This window comes from Paraburkholderia nemoris (genome assembly GCF_905221015.1).
In the GTDB taxonomy this organism is placed as follows: Bacteria; Pseudomonadota; Gammaproteobacteria; order Burkholderiales; family Burkholderiaceae; genus Paraburkholderia; species Paraburkholderia nemoris.
In genome coordinates, this window is the sequence record NZ_CAJNBO010000032.1 from 64412 (window position 1) to 83056 (window position 18645).

Here is an 18645-nt window from a genome sequence, read left to right on the forward strand (position 1 = left end):
ATAATTGAGCGCGTAATCACTCTATTTTTTCTTCAGACATACGATGGCACGTCCTTTGAGTCCGGAAAAGCGCAGCGCCCTGCTGCTGTCAGCAACGCAGACCGTTGCTGAACAGGGCGTGCTGGCCACCACGGCGGGCATCGCCAAGCGCGCCGGCGTGGCCGAAGGCACCCTGTTCACCTACTTCGAGAACAAGGATGCGCTGTTCCAGGAACTCTACCTGCACCTGAAGCAGGATCTGGCCAGATCCGTAATGCCGGACTATCCACACGAGGCGGGCTATCGCCAGCGCATGCAGTACGTCTTCGAGCGTTATGTGAATTGGGGACTGGCCAATGCGGCTGGGCGCTCCGCCCTCTCGCGCCTTTCGGCTTCCGGCCACATACTCGACGACACACGGGCGCAGGGCACGGGGCCGTTTCTGGCGATATCCCAGATGATGGAAGACGCCGTGCGCGATGGCGTGCTGGTGGACGCCTCGATCGCATTTCTTTCGTCCATAATCGAGCACATCGCCGACACGACGATCGAGTACGTCGACAAGCACCCCGAGAGCGCTGAACGTCACCTGCAACTCGGCTTTCATGTCGCCTGGCGGGCAATCACAGTTTAAAAATTTTCGGTTTTTATTGAGCGAGTACGCGCTCATTATTTGTAAGGAGAGCGGCATCATGGCAAATCAGAAGTGGTTCATTACCGGCGCGTCCGGCGGTCTCGGACTCGCCCTCACGGAAAAAGTACTGGCCCAGGGGCATCCTGTGATTGCAGCCGTGCGGCGTGTCGAAGCGATGCAAGCGCTGAAGCAGGCCCATCCGGACCTGCTCCAACTGGAGTCGGTCGACCTCGCCGATCACGAACAGGTCCGGGCCGCCGCAGCGCGCCATCCCGATGTCGACGTGGTGGTCAACAACGCAGGCGGCGCCGTGATCGGCGCGATGGAGGAAATGAGCGAGGCCGATATCGAGCAGCAGATTGCGCTGAATCTGCTGGCGCCTATCCACGTCACGCGCGCCTTCCTTGGCGCGTTGCGCGCCAGGAAACGCGGCACGTTCATCCATGTCACGAGCGTCGGCGGACGTGCGGCCTTCCCGGGAGGCGCGCTGTACCACGCCGCGAAGTTCGGTCTGGAAGGGTTTGCCGAAGCGGTAAGTCAGGAAATCGCTGAGTTCGGTATCAAGACCATCATCATCGAACCGGGCTCCATGAGGACCGACTTCGTGGCCAATATCCGCTGGACCACGGAACTCGATGAATACAAGGACAGCGCGGTTGGCAAGCTGCGCCGCTGGATCGCGGAAAACGGCGACGCATACGCTTCGGGCGACCCCGTGAAAATGGCCGACGCCATCTATACGGTCAGCCAGATGCCGGAGCCGCCGCTGCGTACTGTCCTCGGCGGAGATGCCTATTCGGTGCTGGAAGCCGGCTACACCGGGAGCCTGGCCGCGCTGCAGGCGCAAAAGGACATCGCGGAGTCGGTGATGTTCGAGGGCAAGACCGGCTTCGTGCCCGGATAAGCGATGCCGCTGCCCCTTTGACGAGGGGTACGGCCTCTCGTCGAAGCTATGGCATTGCTGCCGTCTTTCATCAATTGATAGGCGTCAGTAGTGCGTAGCTTGCGTCAAGCGCGGCGGTAGATCTGCGCCCAGGCCCCCAACCGAGTGCCTCTCGGTAGCTGCCGAGGCGCGCACCGTGCGGAAGACGTGCTTCGTCTATCGCGACGGCAGCATCGGCCTGCGGCGCGACGAACAGAGCATCCACCGGACAGTACAGCTCGCACATGAAGCAGGTCTGACAGTCGCTCTGCCTAGCGATCCGCGGAATGCCCCCTTCCACCGCCTCGAACACATTGGTGGGACACACGCGCACGCAGATATTGCATCCCGTGCAGCGCGATTCGCTCAAAATTTCGATCATGCATGGGCTCCTTGATGTTCGGCCGGCACCAATCCTGTATCTACCTCCTTCCTGCGGACCCATACGTCGTCGAGACCTCCGCTGATCAATCTGTGACGCTGCCCGGCATCGATCGACTTATATTCCGCGCGTCGATGCATGCCGCGGGTCTCGGTACGTACCTGCGCGCTGCGATACATCCAGCGCGCGGTCGCGACCATCGCCGCCGCCTCTCGCGCACGCACGGCCTCGTGCGCACCTCGTGCCGGCGCGCTGGTCCGCAAGCTCGTCCACAGTGCGTCGAGGCGGCCCAGCGAATCGTCCAGCAGGTCCCCGCTGCGCGTCCAGTTACGCTCATACGGAAACACCTCGTCTTGCACGGCCTTCACGACGTTCGCGCTGTCAAAGGGTAAGTTGTGCGACGTGTCGCGCAAACCGACATCGCCCGCGCAATAGAGTCTGCCGGTCCCGGCGCGACACTTCGCGAGTGCGTGGTCGGCCGCACCGGCACCCGCCCAGAAACCCGACGACATCGCCCATGCTGCGTTATGGCTGCCGCCTCCGGTGAACCCGCCGCAAATCATCTCGCGTGTCGCGGCGTCGCCTGATGCATAGAGACCTTCCACCGACGTCGAACAATCGCGGCCCGTGACATGCAGGCCACCGGTTCCGCGAACCGTTCCCTCCAACCTGAGCGTTACCGGGAAGTGCTGGGTGAAGGGATCGATGCCCAGCCGATCGAAAGGCACGAAGAAGTTTGGTTGCGCCGTGCGCATCCACACGCGAACCTGTTCGTCGGCGCGATCGAGACATGCGAACACGCGGCGCGTCTGCAGCTCGCGCGCGATGATGCTGCGCCCGAATGCCGAGCCTGCTCCTTCGAGCTTCACGCCCTGCTCGTCGTAGAACGTCGCCCACTTGTAGAAGAGCGATTTGGTAACCGAAGCGAATGCCGGACCAAGCCCATAAGCATTCGAGAACTCCATGCCGGACATCTCCGCGCCCACCTCGGCGGCCATCAGGTGGCCGTCGCCCGTCAGCACATTGCAGCCGAGCGCACGGCTCTGAAACGCGCAGCCGCCCGTTGCAATCACCACGGCCTTCGCGCGCACGACCCACGTGTCCCCGCTCTGGCGCTGCACGCCGCGCGCGCCGGCAACCGCGCCGCCCCCATCCACGAGTAGTTCGAGGGCTGGGCTGTGATCGAGGATGCTTGCCCCGCTCTCCTTCACACGCTTGCGCATCAGCCGCATATAATCCGGCCCCTGCAGCGAGGTGCGCTGCTCCTCGCCGTTTTCGTCGACGGGAAACGGATAGCCCCATTCCGCAAGCTGGTGGACGTTCACCCAGGTTTGCTCAAGGACACGATCCATCCAGTCGTGTTCCGCAAGCTGGCCTCCCAGATCAAAACGGCTCTGTTTCGCCAGCTCTCGCGTATCGCTCTGCGGCGACACATACCAGATCGCCGTGCCTGACGGCGCCGTCGCACCCGATGTCCCGCAGAAGCCCTTGTCCGCGAGCACGACCTTCGCCCCCCTCGCTGCAGCGCTAATCGCGGCCCAGGTGCCGGCCGGACCGCCACCGATGACCAGCACATCAACATCATGACGCGTAGCTGCGGTTGCATCGTCCAGCGCGCCGCCGCTCACAATCGGTTGACTCATGTAAGTCTTCTCCCATTTGGGCGAGATCCAGATGGCTCGCGTTCCAACGTCCCGCCGGCTGACGGCCGGCGGCTCACAAGAAAAACGTCCCTAAAGCTATCCTGCGGCCCTGCACCCATGTCGTGATACGCGTTTATCGTTTATCGTTAATCTCCCGAGACATTCCATTCGCACAGCTCGCGTTTATCGATACTCGCCTCAACACCCCGAACGGACCGCCGCATGCAAGCGCCACCCCAAAACCTTTCCCCTGTCGACCGCGCTGAAGATATCTCCGCCAAAGCAGCGGCAAATCTGCCATTGCAGTCGAGCGGACGTGATCTGTCACGCAGGCAGCGGGAGATCATATGGACTGCGTTCCGTAACCATGAGGCCCTGCGCGCGTGGCCGGAGGTCGTTCTCGACGCCCTCGTCGAAGCTGGCTATCTGCGCACGTATGCAGATGGCGAGCTGATTTATCTCGCCAACGATCCCTGCACCGATATCCACATCATTCTTTCCGGCATGCTCGAATGGGGATGGCCAAGCACCCAGGGCATCCGGGCCGTCGAGACATTCATCCCGCCAGGCGAGCTGGCCAACCTCACCGCCGTGATGACCGATCAGCGCTCCATTCACAACCAGCGGGCACGTGGACTCACCCGGCTTTTTCATATTCCCGCCGATGCGTTGAACGCCGCACTCGAACGCGAACCGACCCTCACCGCAAGCCTGCTCCGGCTACTTGCCACACGTGCGCGGCACCTTCACGACTGCCTCGGCAATGTTGGTTTGATGTCGTTTCGCGCGCGCCTCGCTGGCCATTTACTCGCGCTCGGCAAACGCTACGGCCACACCGATAATGATGGCGTGACGCTCGGCATCCGTCTGTCGCAGGAGGATCTGGCTGCACTGCTCATGGCCTCGCGCCAGCACGTCAACAAGGAACTGCGCTGGTTCATAGACCGGCAACTCGTGCGCATCCGATACGGCCGGATCACCCTGGTCGATACCGCCGAACTCGAATCCATCGTCAGGCAGCCACCCGCCCAATCGATTGAACCGTTCGAGCCGCACCGCCGCGTTTGAGCAACCGCACCAGATCGCTGTCGGTACGATCTTTCGCGGTCATATTCGAACGACGACGGGGTCATTATCCAGGTAGGCTGATTGGGCAATCTGTCGTTGACACGACAGTGCTTTGCTGTTTTTCTTTTATCTAAATCTGTCGCAGCACATTAGCACTCAACGCAATCGATCCGATTTTTCGCCGAAGCACGGCTAAGAAGAACAAGCATCAGACACGATGCCATCGCGGGCACTGCGGCCGCGACAAACAACGCGGTATTCGACCATTGCAGCCTGATCAGTTGTCCGGCCAGTACAGGACCGATAATTGAACCCGCCCGGCCGATTCCCAGACTCCAGCCAACCCCGGTGGCCCGCAACGAGGTGGGATAGAGCGTCGCGGTCAACGCATTGACCGCCGGCTGTCCGCCGACGATGCAGATTCCGCTTATCAGCACGACGGCATAGCGCAACCCCGTTGATAGATCGGGAAGACCGACAAACGCCACCGAAAATGTCGCCACCAGAAAGCTGAGCGCCAGCACACGATAGAAGCCGAAACGGTCCATCAATGGACCCAGCAGCAGCGCACCCGCCGTACCGCCAATCTGCAACGAGGTGCCGATAAGCACAGCCGTCGCCACTCCATGACCAACTCGCAAGGAAAGCATCGGAAGCCAATTCGACAGGAAAAAGAGATCAAGCAGATTCGCGAAGTTGATCCCCCATAGCAACAACGTCATCGTGCCGCGGCCGTGGCGAAAGAGCTCGCCAACGGAGGCCTTCGCTTGCGGCTGCCCGCGAACGGCAAAGCGTGTCCCCGGCGTAAGCTGGACGTTCGGCGCGATTCGTGCAAGCCACTGAACCACCTTTTCCAGGCTGCGCTGTTTGACCACCAGCAGTTGGAGTGACTCGGGCAGATACCTGGCCATCGGGATGGCAATGAGCAGGGGCAATACGCCCCCAACGAAGAAGACCGATCTCCAGCCCATCGACGGAAGCAAGGCTGCGCAGAGAAGTCCTCCAGCAATGGCCCCGCCCGTGAAGCCACACGAGACCCAGGTCATCAGCGATGCCCGATATTTCTGCGGGCTGTATTCGCTGACCAGTGCGATAGCGTTACCCATCACGCCGCCGATACCGAAACCGGTCAGGAAACGAAGGACAAGAAATTCCGGCACACTCTGAACCAGGGTGGTACCGAGCATGCATAACCCATAGAAAACGGTCGCGCCGATGAGCACCGGCCGACGCCCCGCACGATCGGCCATGGCGCCGAGAACGATAGAGCCCGCGAGCATCCCCAGCAAGCCGGCACCGAAAATCGGGCCGAGCTCGGCCGGGCTAATGCCCCACGCACGGACAATCGCAGGCGTGACAAAACCCATGGTCTGCACGTCGAACCCGTCCATCACCACTGAGCAGCCGATCATCACCATGATCCATTTCTGGAAGGTGCTCAGTGGCTGGCTATCGATCAACGCGCCAATATCGACGACGGAAGCAGCCGCCGCTTCCACTCGCTGTGCAGTATCGGGGGTCACGCTTCACCTCGCTCCGTTTGCACATGAAATCGTGCGCCAATGGGTCACTGCTGTCTTCCCGGCGTTGTCGGGCAGCACAGATCCGTGCCCGTATTCGGCGAGCCCGGTACAACAGCTTTCTAGAACGGATAAGCTGGAAGCTCGTCGCGGCTCGTCACCCACTGCCATTCCGTGAACTGGTCGATGTTGGTCAGCGTGCTGTAGTTATGCCCGTTGCCTGACAAACCCAGACCGCCCATCGGACCAAACACCTCGTGCATGACCGTCTGATCATTGATGTGGACGATGCCGGCGTGCAGTCGGTCCGCAACCCGCTGTGCGCGACGCAAATCGGAAGAAGCCACTGCCGCGACAAGGCCATAGCGGTTCTGATTGGCGAGCGCTACCGCCTCGTCATCGTTCTTGAACACGGTCACCGCGGCGACGGGACCGAAAATCTCTTCCTCGAACGCGGGCATCCCAGGCGCGACGTCTACCAAAACGGTCGGGTTAAAAAACAACCCGTCGCGAGTCCCACCGGCGAGAAGCTTCGCGCCCTTGCTCACAGACTCAGCAACAATGCGATCGACGTTTTCAGCCTGCCGTTCATTGATGATAGGACCGAGATGGACATTGCCCTTGAAAGGATCGCCAACCGATAGCGCTTTGGCGCGTCTGACGAGGCTTTCAATGTAGGTGTCAGCAATACGTTCATGAACGAGATGCCGGCCCGCGGACATGCAGACTTGCCCCTGATGCAAAAACGAGCCCCACGCTCCAGCGCTCGCCGCAGCTTCGACATCGACGTCGTCAAGCACGATGTAGGGATTCTTGCCGCCGAGTTCGAGGCTCGCTCGCTTGAGCAAGCCGCCTGCTACGGCGCCGATCGCTTGCCCTACCCGCGTGGATCCCGTGAAGCTGATCATGTTGACAAGCGGATCCCGAACCAGCGCGTCACCGGTTTCCGCCGCACCGGGAAGGACATGGAACAGCCCCTCGGGCAGCCCCGCCGCCTCGAATAGCCGCGCATACAGAACGCCGCCGCTAACCGGCGATTGAGGGTCGGGCTTGAGCAGCACTGCGTTGCCGGTGGCCAGCGCCGGAGCGATGGCGCGCGCCGCCAGAATGAACGGCGAATTCCACGGTGTAATAACACCGACCACGCCCATGGGAATTCTGCGCGCTAGGCTATGCCGCTCCTTCACGTCGCTGGTCGTGATCATTCCGGTTGGCTGGCTGCCCAACGCTGCAGCTTCGAGAATCTCGCGTATCGCCAGCTTCACCTCCAGTTGCCCCTTAGGCCGGATCGACCCGGTCTCGCGGACAATCTGAACGGCGATCTCCTCTTTGTGCACCTCCAGCAAACGGGCGACCTCGCGCAACACGTCCCCTCGCTGAGGCCCGGGTGTCGCGGCCCAGGCGCGTTGCGCGTCGGTCGCGATCGCGGCAGCGGCGGACACATCGGCAGCCGATGCACAACCAATCGAGCCCATTTCCGCGCCGGTCGCCTTCTCGGTCAACGGGATCGTACCCGCGCCTCCGGTCTTCCATCCGCCGCTATAGATTTTGTTACGCCACACATCTGCTGGTGCCAATTGAGTCAATTGAGTCGCGGACATTCGATTTCTCCTGTTCCTCGCATCATTCAAGACCGAACAAACGCTGTGCGTTTTCCCGTCCAATCTTCACGCGATCCGTTTCGCTGATCGAGCATGTGTCGAACCACTGGGACGCCTCGTCATGTGTTTCGAACGGATAGTCGACCGAATACATGATCCGGTCGCTGCCCATTTCCAGCATCGTGGACAGCAGCGTCTGGGTTCTGAAATTTCCGCTCGTCGTGACGTAGACATTCTCCCTGAGGTATTCGCCCACGCTGCGCTTGCAGGGCAATCCTCGTGGCGCCTTTTGAAGGATGTGGTCGACACGCCAGATGTTGAACGGAATCCCCTCGCCGAGATGGCCAAGAATCATCTGCAACTCAGGATTGCGGTCGAAAAGACCTGACGTCATCAGTCGCAGTGCGTGAGTGCTCGTCTCAACCGCGAACGCCCAGGTCGCGGCGGTCAGCCACGGAAAGCCATCGTAGATCGGCTCACGGGACGGCAACGGATCGCGAGGATGCATATAGAAAGGCTTGCCGAGCGCCGCCGCATTTGTCCAGAAGTCGGTGTACTGCGGGGCATCGTAGTACACGACATTTTCCGCATCGCCCACCTGGGAAAAGCCATTCACCATGAAGCCATGGAATCCGAGATCCTTCACGCTTCGCTCGAGTTCACGTGCCGCCGCTTCGGGGTCCTGCATAGGCAACGCGGCAAATCCACCCAAACGGGTTGGATGGCGGCCAACATGTTCTGCGAGGACATCGTTAGCCCGGCGCGCGACATCGATCGCCTGCTTGATGTCCGGGATACCCTGAATGCCCGGCGAGTTGAGCGACAAGATTGAATACTCGGTTCCGCCCTGTTCCATCCGCTCGAGTCGCTGCTGCTCGATGTCCATCAGATTGGACTTCAGCATGTCCCAAACGGGCGCAGGCGCATAAATTTTCGACTGCTCGATAGTGAGGTCTATCGCAAAGTGTTCCTCAAGTGCAATCTTGTTTCTCATTGATCTGCTCCAATTCAAGGCATCGCAACCTCATCTGCAAAGGAGAGATGAGGTGCATCACATGGGTTTGTCCCAGAGGCTAATTTATTTGATTTTTCAAACATGTTGGGACCGAGTGTACTTGATTTTTCAAATATATGTGCACCGCGTAAACCCTGAATCGACTGACTGACACCCGCAAGCAATCCAACGGTCGAGCCGCAGGACAACATGGACCGCTGCGAAGCCTAAGGGAGGGAAATACAATCATGCAGGCTGAGGCAATGACGCGAATGTTCGAGTCACTCAGGCTGCACGGTATGGATCGAACGCGGAAAAAAAACGGTGCGACTCCGATATAACCGGAGTCGCACCGCGACATGCAGAGTTACCTTCGCAAGCTGACACAAAGTGCCGTCAGGGTTGCAAGCCTGACGGAACCCTCACACCCGCTCAGGCGAGGTCGAAGCGGTCGAGGTTCATCACCTTGACCCACGCGGCGACAAAGTCGCGAACGAATTTCGCCTGCCCGTCCTCGCTTGCATAGACTTCGGAAAGCGCCCGCAACTGGGCATGCGAACCGAACACCAGATCGACACGGCTACCGGTCCACTTCACCTCACCGGTCTTGCGGTCACGCCCCTCGAACACGTCCCGGGAGACCGGCTTCCATTCCGTACCCATGTCGAGCAGGTTGACGAAAAAGTCGTTGGTCAGCGTTTCTGGCCGCTTGGTGAAGACACCATGCGAATCCTGCCCGCTCTGGACCTTCAGGGCGCGCAAGCCGCCGATGAGCGCCGTCATCTCCGGTGCGGTTAGCGTCAACAATTGCGCCTTGTCGATCAGCAACGCCTCAGCCGGGACACTGTACTTGCCCTTCAGATAGTTTCGGAAACCATCGGCAACGGGTTCAAGGGCGCCAACGGATTCCACATCGGTCTGATCCTGCGACGCATCCGCGCGTCCCGGCGCAAACGGTACTGTCACCTGATGGCCTGCGCTTTTTGCGGCCTGCTCGATGCCTGCGCTACCGGCCAGCACGATCAGGTCGGCAAGCGACACCTTCTTGCCGGACTGTGCGCCATTGAACTCGCTCTGGATCCCTTCGAGGACCTTGAGTACCTTCGCCAGTTGCTCGGGCTGGTTGACCGCCCAGTCCTTTTGCGGAGCGAGGCGAATGCGTGCGCCATTGGCGCCACCGCGCTTGTCCGAGCCGCGGAAGGTGGATGCCGACGCCCAGGCCGTCGACACCAGCTGCGAAACGGACAGCCCTGACGCCAGAATCTTCTGCTTGAGCGAGGCGACGTCCTGATCGTTGACCAGTGCGTGGTCGACCGCCGGAATGGGGTCTTGCCAGATCAGTTCTTCAGCGGGCACTTCCGGTCCAAGATAGCGGACGCGCGGTCCCATGTCGCGGTGAGTGAGCTTGAACCATGCACGAGCGAAGGCATCGGCGAGTTGGTCGGGGTTCGCGAGGAAGCGCCGCGAAATCTTCTCGTAGACGGGGTCGAAGCGCAGCGAGAGGTCGGTGGTGAGCATCGTCGGCCGCTGCTTCTTCGAGGCATCGAAAGCGTGCGGAATCGTTTCGCCGGCATCCTTGGCGACCCACTGGTTGGCGCCGGCGGGGCTCTTGGTCAGTTCCCATTCGTACTTGAACAGGTTCTCGAAGAAGCCGTTGCCCCACTTCGTCGGCGTGGTGGTCCAGGTGACTTCCAGTCCGCTGGAGATCGCGTCGGCGCCTTTGCCGGTGCCGAAGCTGCTCTTCCAGCCCAGCCCCTGATTCTCGAGGTCGGCGGCCTCGGGTACCGGACCCACATTGTCAGCAGGACCGGCGCCGTGCGTCTTGCCGAAGCTGTGGCCACCGGCGATCAGCGCGACCGTTTCCTCGTCGTTCATGGCCATCCGCGCGAACGTTTCGCGGATGTCATGGGCCGCGGCCAACGGGTCAGGATTGCCGTCCGGACCTTCCGGGTTCACATAGATCAGGCCCATCTGCACGGCGCCCAGCGGGTTTTCCAGGTTGCGTCCGTTGTCGTCGCGGCTGACTTCGCTGCCGTGCAGTGCCGGATCGGCCACGATCACGCCTTCGTCCTCATTGCCGGCGGCGCCCTTGCCATAGCGGACATCGCCGCCCAGCCAGGTCTTTTCGTTGCCCCAGTAGACGTCCAGGTCCGGCTCCCAGGTGTCGGCGCGACCGCCGCCGAAGCCGAAGGTCTTGAAGCCCATGGTTTCGAGCGCGACGTTGCCGGTCAGGATCAGCAGATCGGCCCAGGAAATTTTCTGGCCGTACTTCTGCTTGATCGGCCACAGCAGGCGGCGAGCTTTATCGAGGCTGACGTTGTCCGGCCAGCTGTTGAGCGGCGCGAAACGCTGCTGGCCTCGCCCGGCGCCACCGCGGCCGTCGCCGATGCGGTACGTGCCGGCACTGTGCCAGGCCATGCGGATGAAGAACGGACCATAGTGGCCGAAGTCCGCCGGCCACCATTCCTGCGAGTCGGTCATCAGTGCCGCAAGATCCTTCTTCACCGCGGCGAGATCGAGGCTCTTGAACGCCTCGGCATAGTTGAAGCCGCTGTCCAGCGGGTCCGACTTGCTGGAGTGTTGGCTAAGCAGATCCACCCGCAGCTGCTTTGGCCACCAGTCACGGTTGGTCGTGCCACCTCCGGCAGCATGATTGAACGGGCACTTTGCATCGTTAGACATGCACTATCTCCTTGGGGAATATACCCACTACCAGTTCTTCCACGGCGTCTGGCTTCTACGGTGCATCGCCGAACCAGCGCCAGCGGGCGGTCGGGGAATCACATGATGGACTCTTTTTGATGTATTGGCACTTTCACCCGTCGCGCATAGCCTCGTCCGATAACGGACGTCGTGGCGTGTATTGGACTAGGATTGGTCCGCGTCGGCAGGCCTACTGCACATAAAAATATATGTGAGAGCGGCCATCAACAGAATGCGATTTTCGCAATGCTATTGATAGATCGTAACTATAACGTGACAGATGCCTTTCATATTTGCCGTCATGTGCACCGTCCCGCGCCGTGGGAAGTGCAGGCTTATTTGTGCGCCCACATCTATCGACCCCATAGCGAGTAGTGGCTTCAAGCATATCGTCAAATTACGATATATGATTCGTCTTGTAGCGATGCAGATGCATGGCCGCTAGCATGTGCCACGCCTGCCTGTTGTTGATGATCTGAAGTTGACGCCCTGAACCGACCCACATGACGCTCGATATCGACGCGATTCACAAAGCGCTTGCCAACCCTGTACGGCGGGAGATTCTCGGCTGGCTGCGCGAGCCATATGCGCATTTCTCCGACCAGGAGCTCCCGCTCGATCACGGCGTGTGCGCGGGCAAGATCGACGCGCACTGCGGCCTGTCGCAGTCCACCGTGTCGGCGCACCTTGCCGCGTTGCAGCGCGCCGGTCTCGTTACGTCGAAGCGGGTCGGTCAATGGGTGTTTTTCAAACGCAACGAGGCAGTCATTCAAGCCTTTCTCGAGCACATGAACAGCCAGCTCTGAGCGCTTCATCCGCATCGCCGCGTTTTTTCGCTTATTTCATCATGCAGTTTTTTTAAGGCCGGGGCCACGCGCCCGCCACCTAAGGTGAACTCATATGCCGACTCTTTTTGACCCGCTCCAGATTGGCGACATCACGTTGTCGAACCGCATCATCATGGCGCCGCTCACGCGCCAACGCGCTGAAGAAATCCGCGTACCGAACGCGCTGATGGCGAAGTACTATGCCGAACGCGCCACGGCAGGCCTGATCATCAGCGAAGCCACGTCCGTCACGCCGCAAGGTGTCGGTTACGCCGACACCCCGGGTATCTGGTCGCAGGAGCAGGTGGAAGGCTGGAAGATCGTCACGAACGCCGTGCACGCAGCCGGCGGCAAGATTTTCCTGCAACTGTGGCACGTCGGCCGTATTTCGGACCCGCTGTTCCTCAATGGCGAACTGCCGGTCGCGCCGAGCGCCATCCCGGCGCAAGGCCACGTGAGCCTGGTGCGTCCGGAGCGTCCGTACGTGACGCCGCGCGCACTCGAACTCGACGAAATCGCGGGCGTGGTCGAAGCGTTCCGCAAGGGCGCCGAAAACGCGAAGGCAGCAGGTTTCGACGGTGTGGAAGTGCACGGCGCGAACGGCTATCTGCTCGACCAGTTCCTGCAAGACAGCACCAACAAGCGTACCGACGCCTACGGCGGCCCGGTCGAAAACCGCGCCCGCCTGCTGCTCGACATCACTGACGCCTGTATCGACGTCTGGGGTGCGAACCGTGTCGGCGTGCACCTCGCACCGCGCCGCGACTCGCACAACATGGGCGATTCGGATCCGGCAGCGACATTCGGTTACGTGGCACGCGAACTCGGCAAGCGCAAGATCGCGTTCATCGCCGCTCGCGAAGCACTCGGCGACGACCGCCTCGGCCCGCAACTGAAGAAGGCATTCGGCGGCCCGTACATCGCGAACGAAAAGTTCACCAAGGAAACCGCCCAGCACGTGCTCGACGCGGGTGAAGCGGACGCGGTGGCCTGGGGTCAACTGTTCATCGCGAATCCTGATCTGGTGCGCCGCTTCGAGACGAATGCGCCGCTGAACAAGCCCAATCCGGCAACCTACTATGCACGTGGCGAAACAGGCTACGTCGACTATCCGACGCTGGAAACAGTGGAATAAGACGTTCGGTTCATGCGGCGTTACGCAAGGTCACGCCGCATGAACACGCGTTTTGATTCGTCGAGTCCGCGCGCGATGTGCGCATCGCGCCGCGCGATCAGTGCCGCATCCAGATCGGCCTCCTCGATATCGCGAAAGCCGAGCCGCCGATAGTACGGCGCGTTCCACGGTACCTCGCGAAACGTCGACAATATAAGTTGCGTTATCTGCTGCGCACGCGCGAGTTGCGCGACCTGCTCGATCAGCGCCGCGCCGATGCGTTGCCCGGCATGCGAACTCAGCACGTCCAGCTCCTGAACATAGAAGCGCGCGGGCTGCGGCTCGAACATCACAAATCCCACACACGTCTCATCAGTATCCACGGCGACGATGATCTGCTGCGCGTCGATCTTGCCACGGACGAGTTCCAACTCCATCGGCGGAGCATCGGCGATACCAGTCATGCCAACGCTGACAAAGCGCTGCCCGGCCTCGAATTCGATCGTACGGATAGTGTCCGCATCGTGCGGTGCGGCAAGGCGGAACGTGAGACTGGAAGCGTGTTGCATAGGGGTTTCTTAAATTTTTTCGGGCGCGATTCTGAACGGCACGCCCCGATATTGACATTAGCACCGAGAAATAAACAAGTGCCCGCGCCGCGACGGGACTAAAATCCCGAACACCCAAATCCCTTTCGAACCACGATGGATCTCATGCATGTGCTGCAGGTCGCCCTGCACTTCGACCAGCATCTGAGCGGTTTGATCGTGCAATACGGCACCGCCGTCTACGCGATGCTGTTTCTCGTCGTGTTCGTCGAAATCGGTTTCCTGCCGCTATTCTTTTTGCCTGGCGATCCGCTGATCTTCATCTGTGGCGGTCTCGCCGCCACCGGCGCGCTGAACGTCTGGCTCGTGATCCCCGTGCTGTTCGCCGCCACCCTGGCCGGCAGCATCGTCGACTATGCGATCGGCCGCGCCATCGGCGAAAAAGTCTATACCGCCGACTACCGCTGGCTCGACAAGAACGCATTGCGCAAAGCGCACGCGTTTTACGAAGCACGCGGCGGCCTGACCTTTCTGCTGTCGCCGTTCATTGCCGTCGTGCGCACGTTCGCACCGTTTGTAGCCGGTGTTTCGCGCATGACGTTTGCACGTTTCGTGTCGTTCGTTGCAGCCGGCGCAGCGCTGTGGATCGTGTCGCTGGTGGCGGCCGGTTATCTGTTCGGCAACGTGCCGCTGGTGCGCGATCATATGAGTTCGATCGTGCTGCTGGGCGTCTCGCTCGGTGTCGGATCGCTTCTAGTAAGCGCCGTGTGGCGTTTCGTCAACCGGCGGTTGCGTGCGCACTAAACCGGAGGTTGCGCGCTCACTAAGCCGATGGTTGCGCGCGCACTGAATTTCGTGGAGAACCGTGATGTCGCTATCTGCTTTGCTCGTCTTCGCGCTGGCGCTGATCATCGCCGCCGGCACGCCCGGCCCTAGCATTGCCGCGCTGGTCGCGCGCGTGCTGACCAACGGCTTTCGCGACGTCTTGCCGTTTCTCGCCGCGATGTGGCTCGGCGAAGCATTGTGGCTCACCTGCGCGGTAGCCGGTCTTGCCGTGATCGCACGCAGCTTCGGCATGGTGTTTATCGCGCTGAAATTTGCCGGCGTCGCCTATCTGCTGTTCCTTGCCTGGAAGATGTGGCGCGCACCGGCCGACGTGCAAGGCAGCGACCTGCCGAGCGGCCAGTCGCCGTGGCGCATGTTCGTCGCCGGCCTGCTGGTGACGCTCGGCAATCCGAAGATCATGATGTTCTACCTCGCGTTGCTGCCGACCATCATCGATCTGTCGCGTATCGGCACCGTCGCGTGGTTCGAACTCACGCTCACCATGCTGATCGTACTGATGGCCGTCGACTTCGGCTGGGCGCTGCTCGCCTCACGAGCGCGCAAGCTGCTGAACACGCGCCGCGCGGTGAAGTTCACCAACCGCGCCAGCGCTACGGTCATGGCCGGTGTTGCCGCTGCGATCGCCACGCGTTGACGAAAACGTACGACGCACGCGCCGCCATTCAGCCCGGCGGCGCAGCCGATTGCACTTCAGTCCGTAGCGAAGCCAGCAATACCTGCCACCATTCGCCGTGCCGCAACAGAAACACGCGCTCGGGGAAATGATGGCGCGCGACATGCTCCTGCGGCACCGTATCCCAGCCGCGATGCTCTACCGTCACGCGTGTTTCGTCGCCCACCGCTTCGAAACGCACTTCGACCTGCGTGTGCTGCGCGTCAGTGAAACTGGCCTGGCGCCAGCCGAATGCCAAACGCTCGCCCGGCTCCCAGACCGTCACGCGGCCAATCTCGAACACGCTGCCGTCCGGCTGCGTTTCGATCAGGCGGACGTACGCTCCGGACGTGTGAGGCGCCGCAGCCTGCTCAAACGACAGCACGCCCGCGCCTTGCGGCGTGAACTGAAATAGCCCGTTCGGCCGCCACCATCTGCCGATCTCACGCGTGAACACGTCGAATGCGCGACGCGGCGTTGCCGCAACCCGCAGCGACACCTGCACGCGCGAACTCATTCCTGCTGCTCCAGATGCGCCTTGAAGGACAGCAGTTGCTCGGACCACAACGCTTCGGTCTGTTCGAGCCATGCCTTCAACTCGCTCATCGGCGCCGACCTCAGCACGTAGAGACGCACGCGCGCGTCGACGCCGTCGTGCGATTCCTCGATCAGTTCGCTCGAGCGCAGCACACGCAAATGCCGGCTCATCGCCTGCGGCGACAGACCGGTGGCTTGCGCGAGTTCACCCGCGCGCATCGGTTGCTGGCTGAGCAGATCGACCACCTGACGCCGGTTCGGATCGGCCAGTGCGGCCAGAGTGCGGTCGAGCGAGACGCTGGCAGGCAGTCCCATCGCTTATACCCACCCTTCGATTTTCAGGCCGCTCACACGCTCTGCTTCCTCGCGCGACACCTCGCGAACCGTCTGGCCAAAGCTCCAGACGTGCCCTTCCGGATCGCGCGCCGCATAGACGCGGTCGCCATAGAACTGATCCGCCGGTTCGCGGGTAATGACAGCACCCGCGGCACGCGCGCGGACGCAATGTTCATCGATCCCCTCGCGCAGTTGCACGTGCACTGATTGCGTATTCTTGCCACCGATCGAAGCCGGACTCGCCGCGTCTTCCGACCATTCGCGACAGATCATCACGTAGCTGTCGCCGAAACGCATTTCCGAGTGGCTCAACTGGCCGTCGCTATCCGTGACCACCAGTTGACGCTCGAAGCCAAACGCTTTCTCGAGCCAGTCGAGCGCGGCAAACGGGTCCTTGTAGTACACCGACGCACCCAGCGAAGGACGATGAAACGGTTCGCTCATGATTGTCTCCTTTTGTAAACCTTTCGGTTGATATTTAACATTATAGTTAAACAAATCGAAAAGGCAAGGACGGCGTATTCGTATTAGTGGTTCCTCCCCAAGCGAAATCTGGATCGCGGCGCGGCACGCAGCCGCCCTAGCCCTTCGGCGTCGTGTCGTGAATCCTCGCCGCGCGCAAGAAATCGAAATCGACGCCCTTGTCGGCCTGCAGCACCGTATCGAGGAACAGTTTCCGATACCCGCGTTCGGCTGTCGGAACGTCGACGGGTGCAGCGGCCGTGCGGCGCGCCAGTTCGGAGTCCGACACGAGCAACGTGATTTCACGGGCAACGACGCTGAGCCGGATACGATCGCCGTTTTGAACATAGGCTAACGGGCCACCCACGGCCGCCTCAGGCGTCACGTGCAACACGATGGTGCCGAAGGCCGTGCCACTCATGCGCCCGTCGGAAATGCGCACCATGTCCTTGACGCCGGCACGCGCCAGCTTTTTCGGAATCGGAATATAACCGGCCTCAGGCATTCCCGGCGCGCCTTTCGGACCGATGTTTTTCAGCACCAGAATATCGTCGGCCGTGACGTCGAGGTCGTCCGAGTCGATGCGCTCGGCCATGTCCTGACCGTTCTCGAACACCACAGCACGCCCTTCGTGCTGCATGAGTCTGGCATCGGCAGCGGATTGCTTGATGATCGCGCCGCCAGGTGCGAGGTTGCCGTGCAAGACGGCAATGCCGCCTTGCGGATAGATCGGATCGGCGATGGTGCGCACCACGTCCTGTTCGAAGCCGGGACCGGCCAGTTCGATCTCCTCGCCCAAGGTCCGCCCGGTGACGGTCAGCGCATCGAGTTTCAGCAGCGGCTTGAGTTCGCGCAACAACGTAGCCATGCCGCCGGCGTGATGGAAGTCTTCCATGTAGTGCTGGCCGGACGGTTTCAGGTCGAGCAACACCGGCGTCTCGCGACCCATGCGATCCAGCGCCTTCAGATCGACATCCAGCCCCATGCGTCCCGCAATCGCGGTCAGGTGCACGATGCCATTGGTCGAGCCACCGATCGCCAGTAACACGCGGATGGCGTTCTCGAATGCATCAGCGGTCAGGATCTTGTCGATCGTCAGGCCGCTGCGTGCCATGCGCACGGCCTGGGCGCCGGTCTCCTCCGCGATGCGGATACGATCGGCCGTCACCGCCGGCGGCGATGCGCCGCCCGGCACGGTCATCCCCAGTGCTTCGGCTACACAAGCCATGGTGCTGGCCGTGCCCATCACCGAACAGGTGCCGACGCTGGCCACCAGTTGGTTGTTCACGGCGGCAATTTCCGCGCTATCGATCTCGTCGGCGCGGAATTTGCCCCAGTAGCGGCGGCAATCGGTGCACGCACCCACGCGCTCGCCTCGGTGCGAGCCGGTCAGCATGGAGCCCGTGATCAACTGGATGGCGGGAATATTCGCCGATGCCGCGCCCATCAACTGCGCCGGCACAGTCTTGTCGCAGCCGCCGATCAGCACGACCGCGTCCATCGGCTGGGCACGGATCATCTCCTCGGTATCCATCGACATCAGGTTGCGCAGGTACATGCTGGTCGGCTGCGAAAAACTCTCATGGATGGAAATGGTCGGGAAATCCATCGGCAAGCCGCCGGCCAGCATCACGCCGCGCTTGACCGCCTCGATCAATTGCGGCGCGTTGCCGTGGCACGGGTTGTAAGCGCTGCCGGTGTTGCAGATGCCGACTACCGGTCGATCCAGTGCCTCATCGGTATAGCCCGCCCCTTTGATAAATGCTTTGCGCAAAAACAGGGAGAAGTCGCTGTCACCATAGTTGGTGAGACCTTTGCGGATCCCGGTCGCCGGTGCGTCGAGCGAGTCTTCTGGTTCGGTCTTGGACATTGAGAAA

The 18645-nt window shown here is 61.3% G+C and carries 18 protein-coding genes; 7 read left to right on the forward strand and 11 right to left on the reverse strand.

Features of this window, described 5'->3' with window-relative positions:
- Positions 1–55 precede the first annotated feature (55 nt).
- Positions 56–613: a TetR/AcrR family transcriptional regulator gene (locus tag KHO33_RS34875; RefSeq protein WP_234480731.1), complete on the forward strand. Its 558-nt coding sequence runs from the start codon at positions 56–58 to the stop codon at positions 611–613.
- Positions 614–671: 58 nt separating this feature from the next.
- Positions 672–1517 carry an SDR family NAD(P)-dependent oxidoreductase gene (locus tag KHO33_RS34880; protein WP_054039181.1) on the forward strand — a complete coding sequence of 282 codons (846 nt, stop codon included), beginning with the start codon at positions 672–674 and terminating at the stop codon, positions 1515–1517.
- 70 nt (positions 1518–1587) lie between these two features.
- Here KHO33_RS34880 and KHO33_RS34885 read toward each other — a convergent pair whose 3' ends face one another.
- Both KHO33_RS34885 and KHO33_RS34890 read right to left on the reverse strand, forming a co-directional pair.
- Positions 1588–1917 (reverse strand): 4Fe-4S dicluster domain-containing protein, encoded by a 330-nt coding sequence (locus tag KHO33_RS34885; RefSeq protein ID WP_200566875.1) that lies wholly within the window; start codon positions 1915–1917, stop codon positions 1588–1590.
- Complete coding sequence (locus KHO33_RS34890; RefSeq protein ID WP_200566874.1) at positions 1914–3560, reverse strand: FAD-dependent oxidoreductase; 1647 nt, start codon at positions 3558–3560, stop codon at positions 1914–1916. The genes KHO33_RS34885 and KHO33_RS34890 overlap by 4 nt, the downstream gene beginning before the upstream one ends.
- A 300-nt stretch (positions 3561–3860) precedes the next feature.
- On the opposite strand from KHO33_RS34890, the gene KHO33_RS34895 reads away from it, so the two are divergent.
- Positions 3861–4628: a Crp/Fnr family transcriptional regulator gene (locus KHO33_RS34895; RefSeq protein ID WP_211629253.1), complete on the forward strand. Its 768-nt coding sequence runs from the start codon at positions 3861–3863 to the stop codon at positions 4626–4628.
- A 149-nt stretch (positions 4629–4777) separates the two neighbouring features.
- Here the strand turns inward: KHO33_RS34895 and KHO33_RS34900 are convergent, their stop codons facing one another.
- The 4 genes from KHO33_RS34900 to katG all read right to left on the reverse strand — a co-directional run bounded on the left by KHO33_RS34900 (position 4778) and on the right by katG (position 11425).
- The gene (locus KHO33_RS34900; RefSeq protein WP_236074754.1) at positions 4778–6151 is read right to left on the reverse strand and encodes an MFS transporter; all 1374 of its coding nucleotides are present in this window, start codon (positions 6149–6151) and stop codon (positions 4778–4780) included.
- 119 nt (positions 6152–6270) lie between these two features.
- Positions 6271–7812, reverse strand: coding sequence for a benzaldehyde dehydrogenase (locus KHO33_RS34905; RefSeq protein WP_328822820.1), 1542 nt, complete (start codon positions 7810–7812; stop codon positions 6271–6273).
- A complete protein-coding gene (locus KHO33_RS34910; RefSeq protein ID WP_200566871.1) occupies positions 7772–8743 on the reverse strand; it encodes an amidohydrolase family protein in 972 nt (323 codons plus the stop codon). Before KHO33_RS34910 ends, KHO33_RS34905 begins: the two co-directional genes overlap by 41 nt.
- A gap of 432 nt (positions 8744–9175) precedes the next feature.
- Positions 9176–11425, reverse strand: a complete 2250-nt coding sequence (katG, locus tag KHO33_RS34915) for a catalase/peroxidase HPI (protein WP_200566870.1) — start codon at positions 11423–11425, stop codon at positions 9176–9178.
- A gap of 524 nt (positions 11426–11949) precedes the next feature.
- Here katG and KHO33_RS34920 point away from each other — a divergent pair.
- Positions 11950–12252: an ArsR/SmtB family transcription factor gene (locus KHO33_RS34920; protein WP_093632833.1), complete on the forward strand. Its 303-nt coding sequence runs from the start codon at positions 11950–11952 to the stop codon at positions 12250–12252.
- 94 nt (positions 12253–12346) lie between these two features.
- Positions 12347–13408 carry an alkene reductase gene (locus KHO33_RS34925; RefSeq protein ID WP_054039167.1) on the forward strand — a complete coding sequence of 354 codons (1062 nt, stop codon included), beginning with the start codon at positions 12347–12349 and terminating at the stop codon, positions 13406–13408.
- Between the two features lie 20 nt (positions 13409–13428).
- On the opposite strand, the gene KHO33_RS34930 is transcribed toward KHO33_RS34925, so the two are convergent.
- Positions 13429–13956 carry a GNAT family N-acetyltransferase gene (locus KHO33_RS34930; RefSeq protein ID WP_054039166.1) on the reverse strand — a complete coding sequence of 176 codons (528 nt, stop codon included), beginning with the start codon at positions 13954–13956 and terminating at the stop codon, positions 13429–13431.
- A gap of 135 nt (positions 13957–14091) precedes the next feature.
- Between KHO33_RS34930 and KHO33_RS34935 the strand changes: the two genes are divergently transcribed.
- Positions 14092–14739, forward strand: a complete 648-nt coding sequence (locus tag KHO33_RS34935; RefSeq protein WP_200566869.1) for a VTT domain-containing protein — start codon at positions 14092–14094, stop codon at positions 14737–14739.
- A 64-nt stretch (positions 14740–14803) separates the two neighbouring features.
- The gene (locus KHO33_RS34940) at positions 14804–15415 is read left to right on the forward strand and encodes a LysE family translocator (protein WP_200566868.1); all 612 of its coding nucleotides are present in this window, start codon (positions 14804–14806) and stop codon (positions 15413–15415) included.
- 28 nt (positions 15416–15443) lie between these two features.
- On the opposite strand, the gene KHO33_RS34945 is transcribed toward KHO33_RS34940, so the two are convergent.
- The 4 genes from KHO33_RS34945 to KHO33_RS34960 all read right to left on the reverse strand — a co-directional run bounded on the left by KHO33_RS34945 (position 15444) and on the right by KHO33_RS34960 (position 18638).
- Positions 15444–15950: an SRPBCC domain-containing protein gene (locus KHO33_RS34945; RefSeq protein WP_054039159.1), complete on the reverse strand. Its 507-nt coding sequence runs from the start codon at positions 15948–15950 to the stop codon at positions 15444–15446.
- On the reverse strand, positions 15947–16285 hold the full coding sequence (locus tag KHO33_RS34950) for an ArsR/SmtB family transcription factor (protein ID WP_054039157.1): 339 nt from the start codon (positions 16283–16285) through the stop codon (positions 15947–15949). Before KHO33_RS34950 ends, KHO33_RS34945 begins: the two co-directional genes overlap by 4 nt.
- Before the next feature lie 3 nt (positions 16286–16288).
- A complete protein-coding gene (locus KHO33_RS34955) occupies positions 16289–16750 on the reverse strand; it encodes a VOC family protein (protein ID WP_200566867.1) in 462 nt (153 codons plus the stop codon).
- Positions 16751–16886: 136 nt separating this feature from the next.
- Positions 16887–18638, reverse strand: coding sequence for an IlvD/Edd family dehydratase (locus tag KHO33_RS34960; RefSeq protein ID WP_200566866.1), 1752 nt, complete (start codon positions 18636–18638; stop codon positions 16887–16889).
- Positions 18639–18645 lie beyond the last annotated feature (7 nt).